Annotated in this window: 18 protein-coding genes and 1 tRNA gene; 5 read left to right on the top strand and 14 right to left on the bottom strand. The window is 61.9% G+C overall.

Going from position 1 to position 20,834, the window contains the following annotated elements; translation table 11 throughout:
* Position 1: 1 nt before the first annotated feature.
* Positions 2 to 934 (bottom strand): NAD-dependent epimerase/dehydratase family protein, encoded by a 933-nt coding sequence (locus IAE39_RS04765; RefSeq protein WP_201199813.1) that lies wholly within the window; start codon positions 932 to 934, stop codon positions 2 to 4.
* A complete protein-coding gene (locus tag IAE39_RS04760; protein ID WP_201199811.1) occupies positions 927 to 1,811 on the bottom strand; it encodes a sugar nucleotide-binding protein in 885 nt (294 codons plus the stop codon). Before IAE39_RS04760 ends, IAE39_RS04765 begins: the two co-directional genes overlap by 8 nt.
* 292 nt (positions 1,812 to 2,103) lie before the next feature.
* Between IAE39_RS04760 and IAE39_RS04755 the strand changes: the two genes are divergently transcribed.
* Both IAE39_RS04755 and IAE39_RS04750 read left to right on the top strand, forming a co-directional pair.
* Positions 2,104 to 3,144: a hypothetical protein gene (locus tag IAE39_RS04755; protein ID WP_201199809.1), complete on the top strand. Its 1,041-nt coding sequence runs from the start codon at positions 2,104 to 2,106 to the stop codon at positions 3,142 to 3,144.
* 17 nt (positions 3,145 to 3,161) lie between these two features.
* Positions 3,162 to 3,956, top strand: coding sequence for a TSUP family transporter (locus tag IAE39_RS04750; protein ID WP_201199807.1), 795 nt, complete (start codon positions 3,162 to 3,164; stop codon positions 3,954 to 3,956).
* An 8-nt stretch (positions 3,957 to 3,964) separates the two neighbouring features.
* Here the strand turns inward: IAE39_RS04750 and IAE39_RS04745 are convergent, their stop codons facing one another.
* The gene (locus IAE39_RS04745; protein ID WP_201199805.1) at positions 3,965 to 4,774 is read right to left on the bottom strand and encodes a helix-turn-helix domain-containing protein; all 810 of its coding nucleotides are present in this window, start codon (positions 4,772 to 4,774) and stop codon (positions 3,965 to 3,967) included.
* Positions 4,775 to 4,952: 178 nt separating this feature from the next.
* Between IAE39_RS04745 and IAE39_RS04740 the strand changes: the two genes are divergently transcribed.
* Together IAE39_RS04740 and IAE39_RS04735 are read left to right on the top strand one after the other, a co-directional pair.
* Positions 4,953 to 6,395 carry an alanine/glycine:cation symporter family protein gene (locus IAE39_RS04740; RefSeq protein ID WP_201199803.1) on the top strand — a complete coding sequence of 481 codons (1,443 nt, stop codon included), beginning with the start codon at positions 4,953 to 4,955 and terminating at the stop codon, positions 6,393 to 6,395.
* Between the two features lie 71 nt (positions 6,396 to 6,466).
* On the top strand, positions 6,467 to 7,456 hold the full coding sequence (locus IAE39_RS04735) for an asparaginase (protein ID WP_236548406.1): 990 nt from the start codon (positions 6,467 to 6,469) through the stop codon (positions 7,454 to 7,456).
* Positions 7,457 to 7,563: 107 nt separating this feature from the next.
* On the opposite strand, the gene IAE39_RS04730 is transcribed toward IAE39_RS04735, so the two are convergent.
* The 11 genes from IAE39_RS04730 to IAE39_RS04680 form a co-directional block, all read right to left on the bottom strand.
* Positions 7,564 to 7,659, bottom strand: a tRNA-Sec gene (locus IAE39_RS04730).
* A gap of 6 nt (positions 7,660 to 7,665) precedes the next feature.
* The gene (selB, locus tag IAE39_RS04725) at positions 7,666 to 9,588 is read right to left on the bottom strand and encodes a selenocysteine-specific translation elongation factor (RefSeq protein WP_201199800.1); all 1,923 of its coding nucleotides are present in this window, start codon (positions 9,586 to 9,588) and stop codon (positions 7,666 to 7,668) included.
* Positions 9,589 to 9,602: 14 nt separating this feature from the next.
* A complete protein-coding gene (gene selA, locus IAE39_RS04720) occupies positions 9,603 to 11,012 on the bottom strand; it encodes an L-seryl-tRNA(Sec) selenium transferase (RefSeq protein WP_201199799.1) in 1,410 nt (469 codons plus the stop codon).
* Between the two features lie 162 nt (positions 11,013 to 11,174).
* Complete coding sequence (gene fdhE, locus IAE39_RS04715; protein ID WP_201199797.1) at positions 11,175 to 12,095, bottom strand: formate dehydrogenase accessory protein FdhE; 921 nt, start codon at positions 12,093 to 12,095, stop codon at positions 11,175 to 11,177.
* Positions 12,096 to 12,099: 4 nt separating this feature from the next.
* A complete protein-coding gene (locus IAE39_RS04710) occupies positions 12,100 to 12,756 on the bottom strand; it encodes a formate dehydrogenase subunit gamma (protein ID WP_201199791.1) in 657 nt (218 codons plus the stop codon).
* On the bottom strand, positions 12,753 to 13,703 hold the full coding sequence (gene fdxH, locus IAE39_RS04705) for a formate dehydrogenase subunit beta (protein WP_201199788.1): 951 nt from the start codon (positions 13,701 to 13,703) through the stop codon (positions 12,753 to 12,755). The genes IAE39_RS04710 and fdxH overlap by 4 nt, the downstream gene beginning before the upstream one ends.
* Complete coding sequence (fdnG, locus tag IAE39_RS04700; RefSeq protein WP_201199786.1) at positions 13,703 to 16,771, bottom strand: formate dehydrogenase-N subunit alpha; 3,069 nt, start codon at positions 16,769 to 16,771, stop codon at positions 13,703 to 13,705. Before fdnG ends, fdxH begins: the two co-directional genes overlap by 1 nt.
* A gap of 267 nt (positions 16,772 to 17,038) precedes the next feature.
* Positions 17,039 to 17,908: a DMT family transporter gene (locus IAE39_RS04695; RefSeq protein WP_201199784.1), complete on the bottom strand. Its 870-nt coding sequence runs from the start codon at positions 17,906 to 17,908 to the stop codon at positions 17,039 to 17,041.
* 321 nt (positions 17,909 to 18,229) lie between these two features.
* Positions 18,230 to 18,487: a DUF2790 domain-containing protein gene (locus IAE39_RS04690; protein WP_201199782.1), complete on the bottom strand. Its 258-nt coding sequence runs from the start codon at positions 18,485 to 18,487 to the stop codon at positions 18,230 to 18,232.
* A 111-nt stretch (positions 18,488 to 18,598) separates the two neighbouring features.
* Positions 18,599 to 19,069, bottom strand: a complete 471-nt coding sequence (gene cynS / locus IAE39_RS04685) for a cyanase (RefSeq protein ID WP_167063175.1) — start codon at positions 19,067 to 19,069, stop codon at positions 18,599 to 18,601.
* A 39-nt stretch (positions 19,070 to 19,108) separates the two neighbouring features.
* Positions 19,109 to 19,768, bottom strand: a complete 660-nt coding sequence (locus tag IAE39_RS04680; RefSeq protein ID WP_201199780.1) for a carbonic anhydrase — start codon at positions 19,766 to 19,768, stop codon at positions 19,109 to 19,111.
* 110 nt (positions 19,769 to 19,878) lie between these two features.
* Between IAE39_RS04680 and cynR the strand changes: the two genes are divergently transcribed.
* On the top strand, positions 19,879 to 20,766 hold the full coding sequence (gene cynR / locus IAE39_RS04675) for a transcriptional regulator CynR (protein ID WP_201199895.1): 888 nt from the start codon (positions 19,879 to 19,881) through the stop codon (positions 20,764 to 20,766).
* Positions 20,767 to 20,834 lie beyond the last annotated feature (68 nt).

Here is a 20,834-nt window from a genome sequence, read left to right as displayed (position 1 = left end):
TTCAGCGTTTACCCAACAGCCGCGCCAACCCCTCAACCATCGGCGTCACCTGAGCAAACTCGAACCGCGCCAGCAACCGCTGGTTATCCGCCCGCGAATGGCGAATATCCCCCGAGCGCGCCGGCGCATAGCTGACCGCCGGCAAGCTACCGACCACCTTCTCCAACGCCGCCAGCATCTGGTTGATCGAAGTGGCCTGGTTGAGGCCGATGTTCACCGCCCCCTCCTCGACCTGCGGCTGCTCCAGCGCCTGCACCATCACTTGCACCAGATCCCCGACATAAAGGAAATCGCGGGTCTGCTCGCCATCACCGAACACGGTAATCGGCAAGCCCTGCACTGCGCGCTCGCAAAAGATGCTGATCACCCCGGAATACGGCGAAGAAGGGTCCTGGCGTGGCCCGAAGATATTGAAGAAGCGGAACACCACCGGCTCCAGGCCATGCTGGCGGCGGTAGAAGTCCAGATATTGCTCACTGGCCAGCTTGTCCACCGCATAGGGGGTGAGCGGCGCCTTGGGCGTGTCTTCGGCAATCGACTCACCCTCGCCATTGTTGCCGTACACCGCCGCACTGGAAGCGAACAGCACCCGTCGCAGGCCGTGCACGCGCATGGCTTCACAGACGTTGAGGGTACCGATGAAGTTGCTCTGGTGGGTACGCACCGGGTCTTCGACCGAAGCCTGCACCGAAGCCACCGCAGCCAGGTGCACCACGGCACTGCAGCCGGCCGCAGCCTGCGTGACCAACCCGGCATCGGCAACATCGCCTTCGATCAGTTCCAATCGAGGGTGATCAACTTGCAGGTTGCCACGCCGGCCAGTGGAAAAATCGTCGAGAATGCGTACGGCGTAGCCTTTGTCCAACAACGCATCGCACAGGTGGGAACCAATGAAGCCGGCACCGCCGGTGATCAGGATGGGGGCATCAGCCATGGCGGTAGAACCGGTCCAGTAGGGGCGGCAAGCCGGCGCGCCAGGCGCGCGGCTTGATGCCAAAAGTATGAAGGATTTTCTTGCAGGCCAGCACCGCGTGCTGCGGCTCTTCGCTGGCATCCGGGCGCGCGGCATGCGCCTGCGGGGTCGGTGCCTGCACCGCCAGCTGGCGGTACTGGCCAGCCTCGGTGAGGATCGCCTGGCCCAGCGCCAGCGGCGTAGTCGCCTCGTTGCCAGCGTAATGGTAGGTGCCCCACAGCGGCGCGTTGCAATCGAGCTGCTTGAGCACCGACAGGATCACCCGTGCGGCATCATCGACCGGCGTCGGGTTACCGCGCCGGTCATCGGCCAGCAGCAGCTCCGCCGGTTGCTCGGCACGGGTCAGGAAGCGGCCCAACGAGCCATCGATGCTTTCGTCCAGCAGCCAGCCAAAGCGCAGCAACACATGCTGAGGGCAGGTGGCACGCACGCTCTGCTCGATGCGCCACAGCGCCTGGCCGCGCAGGCCTAGCGGCACAGGTTCGTCCTTTTCGCTGTAAGCCGTGGCCCGCGACCCATCGAATACCCGGTAGCTGGAAGGCTGCACCAGGGTGATCTGGTGGTGTTGGCACAGCTCGGCCAGCCGCTCCACCGCGCGCTCCTGTTGCGCCAGGCGCGGCTCACTGACCGACTCGGCCTGGAACCAGTCGAAGTAATAAGCCAGGTTGACCAGCGCGTCGGGGCGATGGTCGTCGAGCAGCTGAGTGAGGCTGGACGGCGTCCAGCCGTTCTCGGGCGGGCGCGGCGCCAGGAATGCGATGTCCTCCTCGGCCCCAAGACGAATCAGCGCTTGCCCGAGGGCATTGCCACCACCCAACAGCATTAGGCGCATACGCATAGAGTCAGCAGATCCGGAGAGGTTGATGAAGGAAAGGGGTCATTTTGCGGTTTCCGGGCGGGGAAGTCCAACACGGGGTCTCGAGCAAACCGTTCATCGCAATCGCTCAACGCTTTCATATCGAAATCTCAACAAGCAGAAATCTCCTACAGCGCTCAAAGATCAGGCTGATTTCCCTTCAACGGCCCAACGGCATTGAATCATTGTTTGCTGCCACTTGCTTGTTGCCGACGCAATTGTGCGAGCGGCGGTAACAAAGGCACTTCACGCTATCCACTACAAGGAACGTTTCATGCACCATTCGGAAGTTGCCTATCTGGACTTCAACAGGGAGCAAGGCCAGGCGATAGCGCTCGCAAGCCAAACCCTTACAGAACTGGGGGGGCCAGAAGCTAGAGGCGTGGCGGTTCAAGCCCGCCTATTTGCTGAACAACTCGAAACACTATTGAGTGCTGACCAACAGTCGACGCTACAGCGATTTAGTGCAGGCCAGCTATCTGCCCTGATGTTCAGGCAGATGCCTGGCGCCGACGACCCGCCCCCTGAAAAGCTGGCCGACATCATGTCGCTGGCGAACAGCAACCGCTGCCAATTCCTTGCGTCGCGTAACCACCTGCTGCTGGCACTGGCACAACATCGCAGTTTTGCCTTCGACATCGACAATGACGGCAAACAGGTGCGTTTGGTCGCTAACTTCAAAGGAGGCGGCTGCATCCCTCTCCTCGACGAAAAACCCGATACTGAAACCGAACTGACCTCACATGCAGGGATGCGCCTGGGGCCACATACCGAAGCGCCCTACAATTGTTCGACGGTTGCCAGCAATGGCCATTCGCCTGCGCCTTGCGCACTTATCCTGACAGCACGATGGAATCCTGCCCACGAAGCTACTGCGGTTTTTCCACTTCGGCACATCCTCGAACGAATGCACAGCCTGGATGTGCTCGCCCTTACTTCGCCATCATTTGACTTTACGCGTAGTGAATGCTTCGCGGATGGGCATGGCAACGCAGGCCAGGCGGTCTCGCTGCTCCAGTTCAACCCCGACGGCGGATTTGCAATTCGCTACAACAGCTATCGTTTTTCACTCAACGCCAATGCCAGTCGCGCAGCTGTGCGCGCATTCAATGCATTTCAGCAGGTACTCAGCAGCACGCCTCCCTTGCTGTTCGACCTTCAAGCAGACACCGCATTGCTGATCAACAACGGTCGAGCCTTGCACAGCCGCGACATCATTCGAGACAACCGGCGATTATTGCTACGTCAGTTCGGATACTCCCGTTGCGCAGTTCCAATTGTAATCGCTGAAGATCCACTACTGGTTCGTGCCTGAGCACAGGAAACCACTCAATGATAGAACTCGATGTAACACTTGTTCTTGTTCTCGCGCTGGTGGCGCTCATGGCCGGTTTCTTTGATGCTATTGCCGGCGGCGGTGGTTTGATTACCCTGCCGGTACTGTTCATAGCCGGAATCGAACCGTTGGCTGCGATCGCCACCAACAAGTTTCAGGCAGCATCAGCGACCGTTTCGGCTACATTCGCCTTTGCCCGCAAAGGCATGATCGACTGGAAAAGATCCCGCTTGATGGCCCTTATGGCCTTCTTCGGCGGGGCACTAGGTGCCTTGTCAGTCAGTTTCGTACCCAAAGCACTGCTGCAGGCCTGTGTACCAATCCTCCTGATCGTTGTCGCAGCCTACTTCGCTTTTAGCCCTAAACCTGATGATCAAACGCGCAAAGCGAGGATTTCAACCAGCGCGTTCTGCATGACTGCAGCGCCCATCATCGGGTTTTACGACGGTGTTTTCGGTCCAGGCGTCGGCTCATTCTTCATGCTGGCCTGCGTCATCTTGCTCGGCCAGCATCTGCTCCAGGCCGTTTGCAATAGCAAGCTTTTGAACGCTGCCTGCAACCTTGGCGCGTTGTCAGTGTTTTCCTTGAGCGGCGCGATCATCTGGCCACTGGCAATCACCATGGCGCTTGCCGCTTTTGCGGGTGCTCAGTTAGGCGCGCGTTGCGCCGTGCACTTCGGCCCTCGTCTGATCAAGCCATTGCTGGTCTGTGTTTGCTGCATCATGGCAACCAAGTTGCTGCTCGATGCAGACAACCCGTTTGCGCAGTGGCTGCATCGCCTTGTGCCCTGAATGCGAAATCACTCAATCTCGAACAGGCTGTTGCGCAACGGCCCCACGCTCAACCGCTCGCGTACATCATCATCTATACGCGGATCATCCGGCCGGTACAGCTTCACCTGCCGATAGGCATTGATGCGATTGATCTCTTCGCCCAGATACTCCCACACCACCCGGGTGCAGGCCGGGTTGCGTCGATCGCCGCTGGAGACCCCGGCCTTCAGGCCGTTCAGGCGGGTAATGCGGCTTTTGAAGCTGGGAATGAGGATGGTCTGGCTCATCTCGTTGAAGGTCAACGACTCGTAGTCGATGAGGAATACCCGATCCTGCAGCTGGAATGCCGCGCCCAGGTAACGGCAACGCACTTCGGCATGCTGGTCGGTGGCGCTGGAGCGCTCCTGGCGCTCCTGGCGCTCGAACAGGAAGCGGCCGCGTTCTTCCCACAGATGCACCAGCGACACCAGGATCGTGCCCGGTACCGACATGCAGTTGGAGTACTCGAAGTAGTAACCGCAATAGCGCGAGAGGTTGCCGGCATGCTCGTGCAGCGGGCGGAACAACTCGCTGATCGGGTCGCTGGGCTGCTCGGCCAGCGTCGACACGCGTGCGCCGATCAACCGGGCGAACTGCTCGGCCGGCAAGTTCAGTTCGTAATCCTCGACGCCGAAGAAATCACCGATGCGTTTGAGGTTGAAAGCCGTCGGACGGCTCTGCCCGCTCAGGTACTTGTTGAACTGCGCGCGGTTGATCGACAGCTGGCGGCAAACTTCGGAAATAGAGCGGTAGTGGCTGCAGGCCAGTTTGAGGTTGGTAGCGAAATGATCGCTCATGTGCGGAACCCAGGTGACGCGAATGACGCCATTGTAGCATCAAGTCGCATCAAGTCAGAGCAAGCCGCGAAATTGTAACGACTCTTGTCATGGCCAACCATGCGCCCCAACGCATAGCGGTGCGCCTGCCGTCCGCTGGTCTTTCCACACGAAGAATAAGAATCGAGGTCATTTTCCAATGCTCGAAGTACTCAACGATTTCCTTTCGGGGAAACTCCTCATCGTGCTGATCGTAGGGCTGGGTAGCTATTTCACCATCCGCTCCCGTTTCGTCCAGTTCCGCCATTTCGGCCACATGTTCGCTGTTTTCAAGGAATCGCTGCGTGGCCAGGCAGGCCAGCTGAGCTCCTTCCAGGCCCTGATGCTGAGCCTGGCCGGCCGCGTCGGCGCCGGTAACATCGCCGGTGTCGGTATTGCCGTGACCCTGGGTGGCCCAGGTGCAGTGTTCTGGATGTGGGTGACTGCCCTGGTCGGCATGGCCAGCAGCTTCTTCGAATGTACCCTGGCCCAGGTGTACAAGCGCGCTGACGGCGACGGCCTGTACCGCGGCGGCCCGGCGTACTACATCCTGCACGGCCTGAAGCTAAAGAGCATGGCCATCGTGTTCTCGATCTTGCTGCTGGTCACCTACGGCTTCGCCTTCATCGGCCTGCAGTCGTACACCGTGACCCATTCGCTGCAGAACGCCTTTGCCTTCGACCCAAGCCACACCGGCATCGTCCTGGCCGTGCTGCTGGCGATCACCTTCATCGGCGGCATCAAGCGCATCGCGGCAGTGTCCGACCTGCTGGTGCCGGTCAAGACCCTGGCCTACATCGGCGTGACCCTGTATGTGATCGGCACCCAGATCGACCACGTACCCGCCATGCTGGAAACCATCTTCAAGAGCGCCTTCGGCCTCGACCCAGCCTTTGGCGGCCTGCTCGGCAGCGCCATCGTCATGGGCGTGAAGCGTGGCGTGTTCGCCAACGAAGCAGGCCTGGGCAGTGCACCGAACGTTGCCGCCGTGGCTGCAGTGAAGCACCCGGGCGCCCAGGGCGTGGTCCAGGCCTTCAGCGTGTTCCTCGACACCTTCGTGATCTGCACCTGCACCGCACTGCTGATCCTGCTGTCGGGCTTCTACACCCCGGGCTTCGAAGGTGACGGCATTGTCCTGACCCAGAACTCGCTGGCCGCCGTGGTCGGTGACTGGGGCCGCGTGTTCGTCAGCGTTGCACTGTCGCTGTTCGTGTTCACCTGCATCCTCTACAACTACTACCTGGGCGAGAACAGCCTGCAGTTCCTCAGCCGCAACCGCGTGGTGCTGATGGTGTTCCGTGGCCTGGTGCTGGCCCTGGTGGTATGGGGTTCGATGCAAGACCTGTCGACCGTGTTCGCCTTCGCCGACATCACCATGACCTGCCTGGCCTTCGTCAACCTGATCGCCCTGGCCCTGCTGTTCAAGGTCGGCCTGCGGGTGATGCGCGACTACGACAACCAACGCAAGGCCGGTATCAAGCAGCCGGTGTTTGATTCGACCCAGTTCGCCGACCTGGACCTGGACCGCAATGCCTGGCCTGCCAACCCGCAGGTGGAAACAGCCGCTGACAAAGCAGCTGGCCAAGCTCAGCCACAGCGCTGATATCCTCCCCTGCCCAAGCCGCCCCGTCCGTGGGCGGCTTTTTTCTCCGCTCACCGCTTCGGATGCTTTCCATGCGTGCAGTCAAGAATCTTCTCGTTCTCTATACCGGTGGCACCATCGGCATGCTCGAAACCCCGGAAGGCCTGGCGCCGGCTGGCGGTTTTGAAGCACGGATGCGTGAACACTTCGCCCAGCTGGCCGATGCACCCCAGGTACACTGGACCCTGCAAGAGCTGAACCCGCTGCTGGACAGCGCCAACATGCAACAGCACAACTGGCTGGCGATGCGCGATGCCATCGTCGCGGCGGTGGATGTGGCTGGCCATGATGGTGTGTTGGTACTGCACGGTACCGACAGCCTGGCCTACAGCGCTGCGGCGTTGTCGTTCCTTCTGCTGGGCCTGCCGGTGCCGGTGCTGCTGACCGGCTCGATGCTGCCTGCCGGCGCCCCCGACAGCGACGCCTGGCCCAACCTGTGTGGTGCGCTGCGCCAGTTCGAACAAGGCCTGGAGGACGGCGTGCAGCTGTACTTCCATGGGCAATTGCTGCATGGCTGCCGGGCGTCGAAGCTGCGCAGTGAGGCGTTCGATGCGTTTGCCGCACTGCCGCGCCATCGCGAGGGTGAGCGTGCCGAGGCACTCCCCGTGGAGCTTGGCTACAAACACCCGCGCCAGCCGGTCAACCTGGCGGTAGTGCCGGTGTTCCCAGGGCTGCAGGCCGGGCACTTGCAAGGCCTGCTTGACAGCGGCGTACAAGGGTTGCTGCTGGAGTGCTATGGCAGTGGTACCGGGCCGTCGGATGACCTGGCGTTGCTGGAGGTGCTGCGCGCGGCGCGCCAGCGCGGTGTGCTGCTGGCGGCGATCAGCCAGTGCCCTGAGGGGTCGGTGGTGTTCGATACCTATGCGGCGGGTAATCGACTGCGCGGAGCCGGGCTGGTCAGTGGTGGTGGCATGACCCGTGAGGCGGCGTTGGGCAAGATGGTTGCGTTGCTGGGGGCGGGATTGGGTGTGGATGCAGCAGAACAGTGGTTTGCGCTGGATCTGTGTGGGGAGCGGGCTTAGGTTTAACCCTTCAGGGCCTATTCGCGGGTAAACCCGCTCCTACACAGGGAATGCAATCGTTGTAGGAGCGGGTTTACCCGCGAAGAGGCCCTACAGGTAGAAAATAATGGCGGAAGGCAGCGGGAGTCGAACCTGCCCGGGAACGGCTGCCGTCCCCAACCGGGTTTGAAGCCCGGCCGCGCCACCGGGCGCGATTGCCTTCCTTGTACTCAGTGCCTGGCCTGCTGCTGGGCCAGGGCGCTGTCGGCGCGGATGTGACGCTGGTCGGCCACCCTGCGGGTCAGGCCGATGCGGTCGAAATATTCCAGGATCTGCACACTGCGCTTGCGACCGATGCCCAACATATCGCGAAACGCGGCAACCTGCACTAACGGCGTCTCTCTTGTCTGCCCCAGCAGCAGCTCTGCCATGCGCTGTAGCGTCGCCTCGGGGTAGAACAGGTCGCGCACCACTTGGTGCACCAGGCCCAACCGCGCCAGCTTGCGCAGTAACAGGCGCACATCCGCCTCTGCACAGTTCTGCTCACTGGCCAAGGTCCTAACCCAGGGCGGATCGTATTGGCCTGCCAGCAGCTTGGGCTGCAACCGTGCCCACAACGCACTGTCAGCTTCACTCAACTGTACCTTGTGATCGGGCAGGTGCAGCCAGGGTCCGCTGCTGGCAATCGTTCCTTCATCAAGCAGCTCATCCAGCAGACTGACAAATGCTGGCCGCTCCAACGGCAATGCTGCAAAGCGACGCAGGCGGTCACGGTCCGGCCCAAGCTGATCGGGCTCCTGTTGGTGAAACCGCGTCAACTGCTCCAGTACCTGCTGCTTCAGTGCGTACCACTGGGTGTTGGCAAACAACAGCTGGCCCTGTCGCGTAGCCACCACCCGCACATCTTCCGGCAACTGCCAGGTTTCCCGCAGGCGGTTGAACTGCCGCTCGAGGCGCTGTGGGTCAAGACCACCCGGGGCACTCACGAGCAGTGCCGGCAGGGCCTGCTCCAGATCCTCGGCATCGCGCAGCACCTGCAACTGGCGCAGGCGCTCATCGCTGCGGCGTTGTCGGCTGGGCGCGAACGGGTCGAGCACCTTACCGCCACCCAGAGTGCGCTGGGCACGCTGGTCGCGCAGCACCAGGCGGTCGCCATGCACGGCCTGCAGCGGTGCGTTGAGCAATAACTGGGCAAACATACGCTGGCCAGCCGCCAGCGTTTCGCCTTCGAGCAAGGCGACCCGGGCCGTCACATCCTGGGTGCCGAGGTGCACATGCACAGCGCTGAAGTGTTCGAAGGTGCGGGTCTCGCCCGGCAGCAGGTTCAGCTCGATATCCACCCGCACGCTGGGTGCATGCAGCCACTCGGCTACCAGCCAGTCGCCGCGGTGTACCTGCTCCACCGCCAAGCGCTCGGCGCTAATGTTCAGCGCCACCCGCTGGCCCGCCTCTGCTACCAGTGCGGCCTGGTTCTGTGCATGCAGACCGCGAACCCGTACTGCTTTACCAGCCTTGCCCAGCAGCAAGGTATCGCCGGCACTTACCTGCCCGGCCAGTGCCGTGCCAGTGACCACCACGCCAGCACCGGTAACCGCGAAGGCGCGATCGACAGCCAGGCGAAAGCCGCCGCGCACACTGCGTTGCCGCACAGCCGTTTCGGCCTCCAGCAACGCCTGACGCAACGCATCGACGCCCTCCCCGCTCAGGCTCGACAACGGGTACTGCCGCGCCCCGGCATACGGCCCCGGCGCCAGCAGTTCACTGACTTGCGCCTGTACCTCAGCCAGACGCGTCGGCTCGACCCGGTCGCGCTTGCTGATCGCCACCAGCGCTTGAGGAATGCCCAGCAGTTCGATGATCGCCAGGTGTTCGCGAGTCTGTGGCATGACCCCGTCGTCGGCAGCCACCACCAGCAACACCAGGTCGATGCCATGGGCGCCGGCCAGCATGTTGTGGATAAAGCGTTCATGGCCCGGTACATCGATAAAGCCCGTCAGCGGCGCACCTTCGGCCAACGCCGCATAGCGGTAGCCCAGGTCGATGGTCATGCCACGCTCGCGCTCTTCCTGGCGATGGTCACCGGTCTGGCCGGTCAGCGCCTTCAGCAGGGCGGTCTTGCCGTGGTCGATGTGCCCGGCGGTGCCAACGATCACTGCACCGGCCCCAGTTACAGGGCAGGCAACTGCGCCAGCCACTGGGCTTCATCGTCCAGTTGGCGCAGATCGAGCCACAGGGCGTCGTCGTCGATACGGCCAAGTACCGGCACCGGCAAGTCACGCAGGGCCCGCTCCAGTACATGCAAGCTGCGCCCACGCAGCTTCTTCGACACCTGCGGGCGCAGGCACAGGGCAGCACTGGCTAAGCGCGCCACCGGCTGGCTGCCACTGCCGATCATGCCCAACGCCTGTTCCACGCTGACAGCCCATTGCTCGCCGAGGCGAGCCTTGAGTTCAGGAGCCAAACGCTCGGCCTGGGCCTGGATCTCGGCCTGGTTGCGGGTGAGCAGGCGCAGGCTGGGCAGGCGTTCGGCCAACCGTTCCGGGTTGCGGTACAGCGCCAGCACCGCTTCGAGTGCGGCGAGGGTGATCTTGTCGACGCGTAGCGCGCGCTTTAGCGGGTTCTTCTTGATCTTGGCAATCAGCTCCTTGCGGCCAACGATGATGCCGGCTTGCGGCCCGCCCAGCAGTTTGTCGCCACTGAAGGTGACGATATCGGCACCCTCGGCCAGGGCCTGGCGCACTGTCGGTTCGGCAGGCAGGCCCCAGCGGGTGAGGTCGAGCAGGCTACCGCTACCCAGGTCCTCAAGCAGCGGCAAGTCATGCTGGTGGGCGATACGCGCCAGCTCGGCGGTGGGCACCTGGGTGGTGAAACCCTGGATGCTGTAGTTGCTGCAATGCACACGCATCAGCAGGCCGGTGCGCGGGCCGATGGCAGCTTCGTAGTCGCGGGCATGGGTACGGTTGGTGGTACCGATTTCGTGCAGTTTGACGCCAGCACGGGCCATGATGTCGGGAATGCGGAAAGCGCCGCCAATCTCGATCAGCTCGCCACGCGAGATGATGCCTTCCTTGCGCGCGCCCAGGCTGTTCAGCGCCAGCAGCACGGCGGCGGCATTGTTGTTGACCACGGTGACGGCTTCGGCGCCGGTCAGCTCGCGAATCAGGCCTTCGATCAGGTCATCGCGGTCGCCACGCTTGCCGGTGGCCAGGTCGAACTCCAGGTTGAGCGGGTAGCGGGCAGCGGTCTGCATGGCCTCGATGGCTTCCTCGGGCAACAGGGCACGGCCGAGGTTGGTGTGCAGCACGGTGCCGGTGAGGTTGAAGACACGGCGGACCTGGCTGCGTTGCTGAAGGGCGAGGCGTTCGCCGCTGCGGCCCAGCAGGACTTCAGCGGCCAGTTCGGCGGCGCTGAGCTGGCCATTGCGGGCAGGGTCACGCAGGTCGTCGAGCAGTTGGCGCAAGGTGGCCAGCACGGCGTCGCGGCCGTGACGGTCGATCAGTGGCAGGCAGGCCGGGTGGCGCAGGAGGGTATCGATGGACGGCAGGCGTGGGGTGTCGCTGGCGAGGCTGTTGGACATGCGGTACTACCTTGGACTGATCCGTTGTCTGTGCTGGCCCTTTCGCGGGTAAACCCGCTCCCACAGATTCCTCTACAGATCTCGAGACCTGCGCAATTCCTTGTAGGAGCGGGTTTACCCGCGAAGAAGGCAACTCGGTACTTCAGTGTAGACACTCACCCACTACCCGGGCGCAAGCAGCAGGTTGGGTGCCAGGCGATAAAAGCCCTCCTCGTCCAGGCGGATATCCAGCGCCAGGCTCGCCAGATCGTCGGCCAGTGGCTCGGCCGCTGCATCGTTCTCCAGGTAATTCTGCTTCAGGTAGCTTTCGCACCCCGGGCAACACTCGGCGCGCAGCGGCGCCTTGCCCGGCGCATGGCGGTCGTCTTCCAGGCTGGTGTAGCGCAAATCCTTGCTCGACTCGCAATACACGCACTTGACCCGCACCACATGCCACTCGCAGGCGCACAGCGAACAGGCCAGGTAACGCAGGCCGTTGTGCTTGCCACGGTTACGCACCACCCCCGCCATCGCCGGCGAACCGCAGGCCGGGCACTGGGCCAGGCTGCCGGCGGGCTTGAGCTCGGCGGTTGGCAGTGCCAGCAACCAGCTCGACCACGCGGCCTGCAAGGCCGCGCCAATGAACGGCACCAGCGCCGCCGGCAGCGCATCGTATTGCCCACCGAGCAAGGCGATACCCCAGCCCTTGCGCCGACGATCGTCGCTGTCGCGCAGGGCTTGCAGCGCCTCGCCCAGCGCGCCACCGGCCTCGCTGTCGAGGTGCATGAGCAAGGCCTGCAACCAGTCCAGCCACGGGCCTTCACGCACCAGGCTGTCAGCTGCCAGGGGTGGCAGGCCATGACTTATGCACAGGCGCTGACGCTCCTCGGCCACTGGCAATCCGCCGGGCGGGTTATCCACAAGCTGCTGCTGCACGCGGCACAGCTGTGCGATAAAGCGCAGGTAATCACCCAGCGCGTTGCCCTCGGCCAAGTACTCCAGCCGCGCGGCACGCAGTGCAAACAGGTTGGCCGGAGGCAGGTGCAGAAACGGCGGCATCACCGCCGACGCTTCGATCTGGCCGGGTTCAAGTATCGTGCTCAAGCGCTCATCCTTCTTTTCGTCCGTGATTGCCCGGCGTCTTGTCGCCGGTCACCTCGCGGTACCACAACTCATGGTGCTTGCGTGCCCATGCGCGGCTTACCCAGCCATGCAGCATGGCGCCGATCGAACCCTTGATCCAGATGCCGGCGTAGATGTGCACGATGATGCTGAGGATCAGCACGAACGCCGCCAGGGCATGGGCCAGTGCCGACAGGCGAATGACCTCGATGCCGAACAGGTGGCTGAAATACGCCCGCCAGATGACCACGCCGCTGAGCAGCAGCACCAGCATGCACGCCAGCAAGGTCCAGAACAGCAGCTTCTGCCCGGCGTTGTACTTGCCGACCGGCGGCACGCCCTCCTCCTTGTTCAGCATCACCCGGTCCACGCGACGTAGCCACAGGCGGTCGTTGGCAGTGATGAAGTTGGCCCGCCAGAAACGCAGCACCAGACCAAGGAAGAACACGAACATCGCCACGCCCAGGAACGGGTGCAAGATACGCGTCCATGGCCCGCCACCGAACAGGTGGCTGAGCCAGAACAGCGCCGGGTGGAACAGCGCCAGCCCGGAAAGCCCTGCCGTAATGAACAGGATCGCTACGATCCAGTGGTTGGTGCGCTCGTTGGCGTTGTAGCGCAGGATGGGCTTGTTGTCGTTCATGGCCGCTGCTCCCCTTGCCCACCGGGCTTGCCCGGATCGTAGATATGCACCGCGGGGTCCACCTGACGCACGCTACTGTCCGGTGGCGTCGGGTGTTCGTCCTCCTCGACCCGCTGCGGGCCAACCCGCACGTAGTGGAAGAACCCGGCCAGCACCGCTGCACCCATCGCCAACAGCGCCAGCGGCTTGGTGAAGCCTTTCCACAGCCCCACCAGCGGGCTGATCACCGGCTGGTCCGGCAAGCCGGCGTACAGCCTGGGCGTGTCGGCATGGTGCAGCACGTACATCACATGGGTGCCTCCGACGCCATCCGGGTCATACAGCCCGGCATTGTCGTAGCCGCGTGACTTCAGGTCGACGATGCGCTCGGCGGCATGCACCTTCATTTCGTCCTTGCTGCCGAACACGATTGCCCCGGTCGGGCAGGTTTTCACGCAGGCCGGCTCCAGGCCCACGGTCACCCGGTCGGAACATAGGGTGCACTTGTACGCCTTGTGATCCTTTTGCGAGATGCGCGGGATGTTGAACGGGCAGCCGGTGATGCAGTACCCGCAACCGATGCAGTGGTCCTGGTTAAAGTCGACGATGCCGTTGGCGTGCTTGATGATCGCCCCCGGGCTCGGGCAGGCCTTCAGGCAACCTGGCTCAGCGCAGTGCATGCAGCCATCCTTGCGGATCAGCCACTCCAGGTTGCCATCGTCGCGCTCGTGCTCGGTAAAGCGCATCAGCGTCCAGGTCTCGGCCGTAAGGTCCTGGGGGTTGTCGTAGGTACCGTGGTTGTGGCCGACCTCGTCACGCAGTTCATTCCACTCCGAACACGCCACCTGGCAGGCCTTGCAGCCGATGCACTTGGTGGTGTCGATCAGCTTGGCAACTTCCTGTTGCTGGCGTACCGAGGGCGGTACGGTGGTGGTGGCCGAGCGGGCGATGATGTCTTGGCTGGCCATCAGAGTTTCTCCACTTTGACGAGGAACGACTTGGACTCTGGCGTCTGCGTGTTGCCGTCACCGAGGAATGGCACCAGGGTGTTGGTCAGGTAGCCATGCCGGGTCGCGCCGGTAAAGCCCCAGTGCAGCGGAATGCCGATCTGGTGCACGGTCTGGTTGTTGACCTGCAGCGGGCGAATCCGCTTGGTCACCACCGCCACCGCGTCGATATGCCCGCGCTTGCTCGACACACGCACCCGGTCACCGGCCTTGATGCCCTTCTCGTTGGCCAGCACCTCGCCGACCTCGACGAACTGCTCGGGCTGGGCAATGGCGTTGAGCCGGCAATGCTTGCTCCAGAAGTGGAAGTGCTCGGTCAGCCGGTAGGTGGTCGCCGCATACGGGAACTCGTCGTGCGTGCCGAGGGTGTCCCACACCGAATCGAAGATGCGCCCGGCCGGGTTGCTGATGGCCTTCTTGTTCTGCGGGTGCAGCGGGTTGATGCCAATCGGCGTTTCGAACGGCTCGTAATGCTCGGGGAACGGCCCTTCGGCCATCTTGTCGATGGCGAAGAAACGCGCCACACCTTCAGGGTTCATGATGAACGGGTTCATCCCCGCCTCAGGTGGCGAATCGACCTTGAAGTCGGGCACGTCGGTACCGGTCCAGGCCTTGCCGTTCCACCACACCAGGCGCTTTTTCTCCGGGTCCCACGGCTTGCCTTGCGGGTCGCTGGAGGCACGGTTGTAAAGGATGCGCCGGTTGGCTGGCCAGGCCCAGGCCCAGTTCTGCACCTGGTGCATGCCGTACGGGTCACTGTTGTCGCGACGGGCCATCTGGTTGCCCTGCTCGGTCCAGCAGCCGGCGAAGATCCAGCAGCCGGACGCAGTACTGCCGTCGTCCTTCATCTGGCCGAAGCCCGACAGCTGCTGACCCGCCTTGAGCGTGGCGCCGGTGGCATCGGTAAGGTCCGTCACCGCCCAGCCATTCATCTCCTTGGCCAGCTCCTCCGGGGATGGCTCATCAGGAATCTTGTACGGCCAGCTGATGTTCATCATCGCGTCAGGGTAGGCACCACCTTCAGCCTGGTAGCGTTGGCGCAGGCGCAGGAACAGCTCGCTCATGATCTGCACGTCGGTACGGGTTTCGCCCGGGCCATCGGCGCCCTTCCAGTGCCACTGCAGCCAGCGGCTGCTGTTGACCAGCGAGCCGTCTTCCTCGGCGAAGCAGGTAGTGGGCAGGCGGATCACCTCGGTCTGGATATTGGCCGTGTCTACATCGTTGAACGGCCCGGCGTTGCGCCAGAACTCCGAGGTTTCGGTGGCCAGCGGGTCCATGATCACCAACCACTTGAGCTTGGCCAGCGCAGTCGTTACGCGGTTCTTGTCCGGCAGCGCGGCGATCGGGTTGAAGCCTTGGCACATGTAGCCGTTGACCTTGCCCTGGCCCATCATCTCGAACATGCGCAGCACGTCGTACGCTGGTACATCGAGCTTGGGCAGCCAGTCGTAGCCCCAGTTGTTTTCTGCCGTGGCGTTGGCGCCATACCAGGCTTTCATCAGGCTGACGTGGAACTTGCCGTAATTCTGCCAGTACGACAGCTGCCCCGGGCGCAGCGGCTTGGAAGCGCGCTTGTCGATGTAGGTGGCGTAGTCCTGCTCGGCGTCGCCGGCCAGGGTCAGGTAGCCCGGCAGCGAGTTGGACAGCAGGCCGAGGTCGGTCAGGCCCTGGATGTTGGAGTGCCCGCGCAAGGCGTTGACCCCGCCACCCGGCATGCCGACGTTGCCCAGCAGCAACTGGACCATGGCCGCACTGCGGATGATCTGCGCGCCGATCGAGTGCTGCGTCCAGCCCAGCGCATAGAGAATGGTCATGGTCTTGCCCGGTACCGAGCAGGTGGCGATCTCTTCCCACACCTTCATCATCGCGTCCTGCGGCATGCCACAGGTCATGCTCGCCAGCTCCGGGGTATAGCGGCTGTAATGCTGCTTCATCAGCTGGAACACGCAGCGCGGGTGCTGCAGGGTTGGGTCGACCTTGGCAAAACCGTCCTCACCCAGCTCGTAACCCCAGCCGGACTTGTCGGCATACACGCGCTTGGCCTCGTCGTAGCCGCTGAACAGCCCGTCCTCAAAGCCATAGTTCTCTTTGACGATGAACGACACGTCGGTGTAGTTGCGCACGTACTCGTGCTGGATCTTGTCAGAAGTCAGCAGGTAGTTGATCAGCCCGCCCATGAAGGCGATGTCGGTACCGGTGCGGATCGGCGCGTAGTAATCCGCCACCGAAGCGGTACGGGTAAACCGCGGGTCGACCACGATCAGCCGCGCCTTGTTGTGCGCCTTGGCCTCGGTCACCCACTTGAAGCCGCACGGGTGCGCTTCTGCTGCGTTGCCACCCATCACCAGGACCAGATTCGCGTTGGCGATATCGGACCAGTGGTTGGTCATGGCGCCACGGCCATACGTCGGGGCAAGACTTGCCACCGTCGGGCCATGTCAGACACGTGCCTGGTTATCGAACCCCAGCATGCCTGTTGCGCGGACGACCTTGTGGGTCAGGTAACCAGCCTCGCTGGAGGCGGCGGAAGCAGCGAGAAAACCGGTGGTGAGCCAGCGGTTTACAGTTTGCCCCTGAGCGTTCTTCTCGATGAAGTTGGCGTCGCGGTCCTGTTTCATCAGGTCGGCGACACGGTCGAGCGCCTCATCCCAACTGACCCGCACCCACTCCTTGCTGCCCGGCTTGCGTACCTCGGGGTACTGCAGGCGGCTCGGGCTGTGGATAAAGTCCAGCAGGCCGGCGCCTTTCGGGCACAGCGTGCCGCGGTTGACCGGGTGGTCGGCGTCCCCTTCGATGTGGATGATGTTCTGTTTGACGTTTTTGCCCGCATCGCCCTGGCTGTACAGGATCAGGCCGCAGCCGACCGAGCAGTAGGGGCAGGTGTTACGCGTCTCTATGGTGTGCGCCAGCTTGAAGTGACGCACCTGCTCGGCGAAGGCCGGCGTCGGGGCCATGCCCAACGCCGCCAGGCTCGAGCCTCCAAGGCCGACAGCGGCGACCTTGAAGAACTGCCGACGGTTCAGGTCCATCGTGCACTCCTGATCAGGTGGTGGACGCACGGAACATGGCCGGCGTCTCTTGGTAGTCACGGTGGCGGCTTTTTGATGGCTGCCAATAGATAAGACTAGTCAAGAATCGGGAAGGTGCGATGACATGGGTCAGTGGCAGACACTGTTGCTGGCGCTACCGGTGCCAAGCACTGTGCCCAGGCCCGAGCCATGGGACTGTTCCACTGGGAGCAAGCGCGCTCCCACGGAGGCCCCACCATGGCTCGCTACATCTGAAAGGAATCAATGTCACTCAAGGAGATGCAGCAGAACAGCACCTGCCAAAACCAGGCTCACGCCCACAACCTGAAAACAGGACAACCGCTCTCGAAAGAAAAAATAGCCAAGTATTGCAGCGATGCCGCCCGACAGTGTGCTGATCACCGTGACAATGGAAATTGAACCATTGAGTACCCCCCAAGAAAATGCAGAAAAACCACCCAGGTTAAACAAGCTGGCACAGCACAATGTTGCACAGGTTCGTGGTCCGATTGCCGACCAGCCTCTCATCAGTCTAAGCGCTTCGGGCATCAGGAAGATCACCCCTACTGCATACCCTAGCGCCAGCATGTTCACCGGGCCGAGCGACGGCAGCGCATACTTCCCCTGAAGCCAGAAACTGATGCCGTAGAGCGTCGCAGCCAACAAGGCGAAACCTATTGGCAAACGGCTCATCGAGCGCACTTGCTCACTCTCCCTCTTACCGCTGCTACTGGCCAACAGCACACCCAGGAAACAGGTCAGCAAGCCAAGAAACTGCCAAAGCGATAACTCATCACCGCCCAACCAGGCCAGCAGCGTAGTAATGACGCCATACGAGGTCACCAGGGGGGCCACCACCACCGTTTTGCCGATAGCGAAGGCCTTGGAAAGTGACAGCGCCCCTAACACCGTGCAAAGCGCCGCAACCCCACCGAGCAGCAATGCGCTAACAGGTGCCGCCAGCATCTTTTCCAGTTGATTGGCCGAAACGAAGATAATCAGCCCCATCAGCAGCAGACCCAACACCTGTCCAAAAAAGACAGATCGACGAATGCCAACCGCACGGGCGTTCACACCCACCAGAAAATCCGTTGCGCCCCATAACACAGCAGCTACCAGCCCCATCATGACGTCCATTTGCCCATCCCCTCTGCCTGCTAGGGAGCAGATACTAAAGGGTGAGGGCTGCAATCTGGTCGCAACACTGGCAATTTCAGAAGCCTCCTACACCGGGGACTCGGACATAAAAACCCAGGGCAACTGCCCTGGGTTCCTGGTCTTGCTAGACGACCACACGTTCTGATAAGAACGGTTGCCCCGGCGGTTGCCATAGGTTCTAGCGACCTATGTGTATGTGCGGTGGCCTTCGACCGCGCATGATAATGCAGCTACAAGCTTGCTCGATTTCACAACCCTGATGCCCAAGTGCCGGGCATCAGGCAGATGTGTCGGTGCAGGTCAGTTATTAGAGCAACCATTCCCCATAATGCGGTACTCCATGATGTGCCGGTCGCCTTTGGAGTCGTCGTAAGTCAACTGCATTGGCACCACGTCGCAGACATCAGGTACCGGGGTTACCGCCACAACATGGGCGATATCGAGGCGCTGAGCGTAACGATAGAGCTCCACCGTAACCTGTGCAGTTTGGGTAACCTGGCCATCGGCCATGGCCACAGAACCCAGGCAGCCGAGGAACAAAACGAGTAACAGCTTCATCGCAATCACCTGTATTGAAGGCGTGAGAAGGCCAGCGCACTTGAATGGCGCTCAGTCGAAATAAAGGGTTGGGGGCTAGCCCGGCGTCGCCTGACGCCGGGCGGGGTTACATCAGAAAGGTTTGGTCGGCAGGTACTTGCCATCCAGGGTGATGACTGCGCGGTGGCCACCGTCGGGATCTTCGACCTTCTTGATGTCCAGCTTGAAGTTGATGGCGCTGATGATCCCATCGCCGAACTTCTCGTGGACCAGGGCCTTGAGGGTGGTGCCGTAGACCGACATCATTTCGTAGAACCGGTAGATGGTCGGATCGCTAGGGATGCCTTCGAAAAAGCTGCCGCGAATGGGCATCGATTGCAGCAGCGCAACTTGATCAGCATCGAGGTCGAGCTTTTCGCCTACGACCTTGGCGGCGCTTTCAGGCAGCGGGTGTTGGCCAAGCAGGGCTGCCGTGACGAAGGCTTCGGACAGGCCGGTGCCATCGACGATCTCGGCGAAGGAAAGGTCCTTGCGGGCCTTGGCCAGAATGATGATTTCGGTCAGTTCCTGGCGAGCGGTACGGGTAGCTTGAGTCTGGATCATGGTGAATCTCCTGGGTAGGTAAAGGCGTAGGTACAGGTTTCAGGCAACGTGCCTGGCTTGCTGGGAAAGGGCGTGGACTTCTGGGTTCTCTGCGAGCGACACAAAGGCCCCGGTACTGCCATCGAAGGCATCGATACGCCCGGTTTCAATGTCGTAGAGCCAGCCATGCAGGGTGACGCGGCCCTCTTCGAGCGCCAGGCGAACGGATGGGTGGGTCTGGATGTTGGCCAGTTGCGCGATGACGTTTTCACGCACCATGGAAGCGACTTTGCTTGGTTTGTCCGGGTGCTGACGGGCCTCGTTGACCACCTTGGCCGAGTCGGCGTAGCGCAGCCAGCCGGCCACGGCAGGCATGTGGTCCAGGCACTTGCAGGTTGCAATGGCCGTCATCGCACCGCAGTCGGAATGGCCGCAGATCACGATGTCTGCGACGTTGAGCCCGGCCACTGCATACTCGACCGAGGCCGAAACGCCGCCTGGCTCCGGGCCGTACGAGGGGACGATGTTGCCGGCATTGCGGATGACGAACAGGTCGCCTGGCTCGCGCTGGGTAACCAGTTCAGGCACCAGCCGGCTGTCAGAACACGAGATGAACAGCGCCTTTGGACTTTGCTGGTTAGCCAGGTCCTTAAACAGTTTGACCCGCTCAGGGAAGGCGTTTTGCTGGAACTTCAGAAAACCGTCGATGATCGCTTTCATGGTTGCTGTCTCAATGTCGCTGGGTGTGAAACAGAGATTAAGCAAGGCATGACATAAGGTAAAAGTCTCATTTATTATGCAGTGGATCAGATAATCTTATGAGTCAAGACATGCTCGCTCGGCACATCCAGTATTTCCTCGCGGTTGCGGAACATCTCAGTTTCACAAAGGCTGCAGCGGCGCTGCATGTCTCACAACCGGCCTTGTCACAGCAGGTGAGGTTGTTGGAAGAAAGTCTTGGAGCCCAGTTGTTCGACCGTTCTGGACGCACAACGCGATTGACTGACGCGGGCGACGTTTATCTGCTTTATGCGCGCCGTGCTTATCAGGAACTGCGCGAAGCTAAAAACGCTATTCATGACGTGAGCGACCTCAGTCGTGGCTCATTGCGCATTGCCGTAACGCCGACGTTCACGACCTATCTCGTGGGGCCGCTGATTGAGGCATTTCATTCCAGGCACCCCAGAATCACCGTCAACCTGAAAGAGATCTCCCAAGAGCGCATCGAGGAGCTACTTCTGGCAGGAGAGCTGGACGTAGGGATCGCGTTCGATGAAGTAAATACACCGGACATTGAAGCCCTCCCCTTGCTAAACGAAACGCTCGCTCTAGTGGTGAACCGAAGGCACCGCCTGGCCGAGGAGCGGGCAATAACATCGCAAGGCCTGAGTGCTGAGTCTCTGGTTCTGCTCAGTACCGAGTTTGCCACTCGTGAACAAATCGACCGCTACTGCCGCAAACACGAGATACGCCCCCAGGTGCAAATGGAGGCCAATGCCCTTGGGGCAGTGATTGAGATCGTTCGACGAACGCATCTTTCGACCTTGCTGCCTGCCAGAATTGCATTGGCCCATGACGACCTGGTGGCCATCACCCTGGAGCCAGAACGCTTGCAGCGAACAGCCGTTCTTTTACGGCGAAAAGAAGCTTATCTGAGTGCGGCGGTGGGGGTTTTCATCGAGCTGGCCAAAGAAGTGTCCAGCGGTCTTGGTGAGTGAGGCGGCCACGAGGGTTGATGGCGCGGCTTGACGCTTGGGGAAGGAAGACGGCACTTGCGGTTGATTTC

Source organism: Pseudomonas sp. S37 (assembly GCF_016658545.1).
Classification (GTDB): Bacteria; Pseudomonadota; Gammaproteobacteria; order Pseudomonadales; family Pseudomonadaceae; genus Aquipseudomonas.
The sequence above is the reverse complement of the archived record's forward strand: the minus strand, read 5'-3'. Positions and strand labels throughout refer to the sequence as shown.

Excerpts from the sequence above, each read along its gene's own strand:
- IAE39_RS04765 (WP_201199813.1), bottom strand. The coding sequence starts at position 934 with ATGGCTGATGCCCCCATCCTGATCACCGGCGGTGCCGGCTTCATTGGT.
- IAE39_RS04760 (WP_201199811.1), bottom strand. The coding sequence starts at position 1,811 with ATGCGTATGCGCCTAATGCTGTTGGGTGGTGGCAATGCCCTCGGGCAA.
- IAE39_RS04755 (WP_201199809.1), top strand. The coding sequence starts at position 2,104 with ATGCACCATTCGGAAGTTGCCTATCTGGACTTCAACAGGGAGCAAGGC.
- IAE39_RS04750 (WP_201199807.1), top strand. The coding sequence starts at position 3,162 with ATGATAGAACTCGATGTAACACTTGTTCTTGTTCTCGCGCTGGTGGCG.
- IAE39_RS04745 (WP_201199805.1), bottom strand. The coding sequence starts at position 4,774 with ATGAGCGATCATTTCGCTACCAACCTCAAACTGGCCTGCAGCCACTAC.
- IAE39_RS04740 (WP_201199803.1), top strand. The coding sequence starts at position 4,953 with ATGCTCGAAGTACTCAACGATTTCCTTTCGGGGAAACTCCTCATCGTG.
- IAE39_RS04735 (WP_236548406.1), top strand. The coding sequence starts at position 6,467 with ATGCGTGCAGTCAAGAATCTTCTCGTTCTCTATACCGGTGGCACCATC.
- selA (WP_201199799.1), bottom strand. The coding sequence starts at position 11,012 with ATGTCCAACAGCCTCGCCAGCGACACCCCACGCCTGCCGTCCATCGAT.
- IAE39_RS04710 (WP_201199791.1), bottom strand. The coding sequence starts at position 12,756 with ATGAACGACAACAAGCCCATCCTGCGCTACAACGCCAACGAGCGCACC.
- fdxH (WP_201199788.1), bottom strand. The coding sequence starts at position 13,703 with ATGGCCAGCCAAGACATCATCGCCCGCTCGGCCACCACCACCGTACCG.
- IAE39_RS04695 (WP_201199784.1), bottom strand. The coding sequence starts at position 17,908 with ATGGACGTCATGATGGGGCTGGTAGCTGCTGTGTTATGGGGCGCAACG.
- IAE39_RS04690 (WP_201199782.1), bottom strand. The coding sequence starts at position 18,487 with ATGAAGCTGTTACTCGTTTTGTTCCTCGGCTGCCTGGGTTCTGTGGCC.
- cynS (WP_167063175.1), bottom strand. The coding sequence starts at position 19,069 with ATGATCCAGACTCAAGCTACCCGTACCGCTCGCCAGGAACTGACCGAA.
- IAE39_RS04680 (WP_201199780.1), bottom strand. The coding sequence starts at position 19,768 with ATGAAAGCGATCATCGACGGTTTTCTGAAGTTCCAGCAAAACGCCTTC.
- cynR (WP_201199895.1), top strand. The coding sequence starts at position 19,879 with ATGCTCGCTCGGCACATCCAGTATTTCCTCGCGGTTGCGGAACATCTC.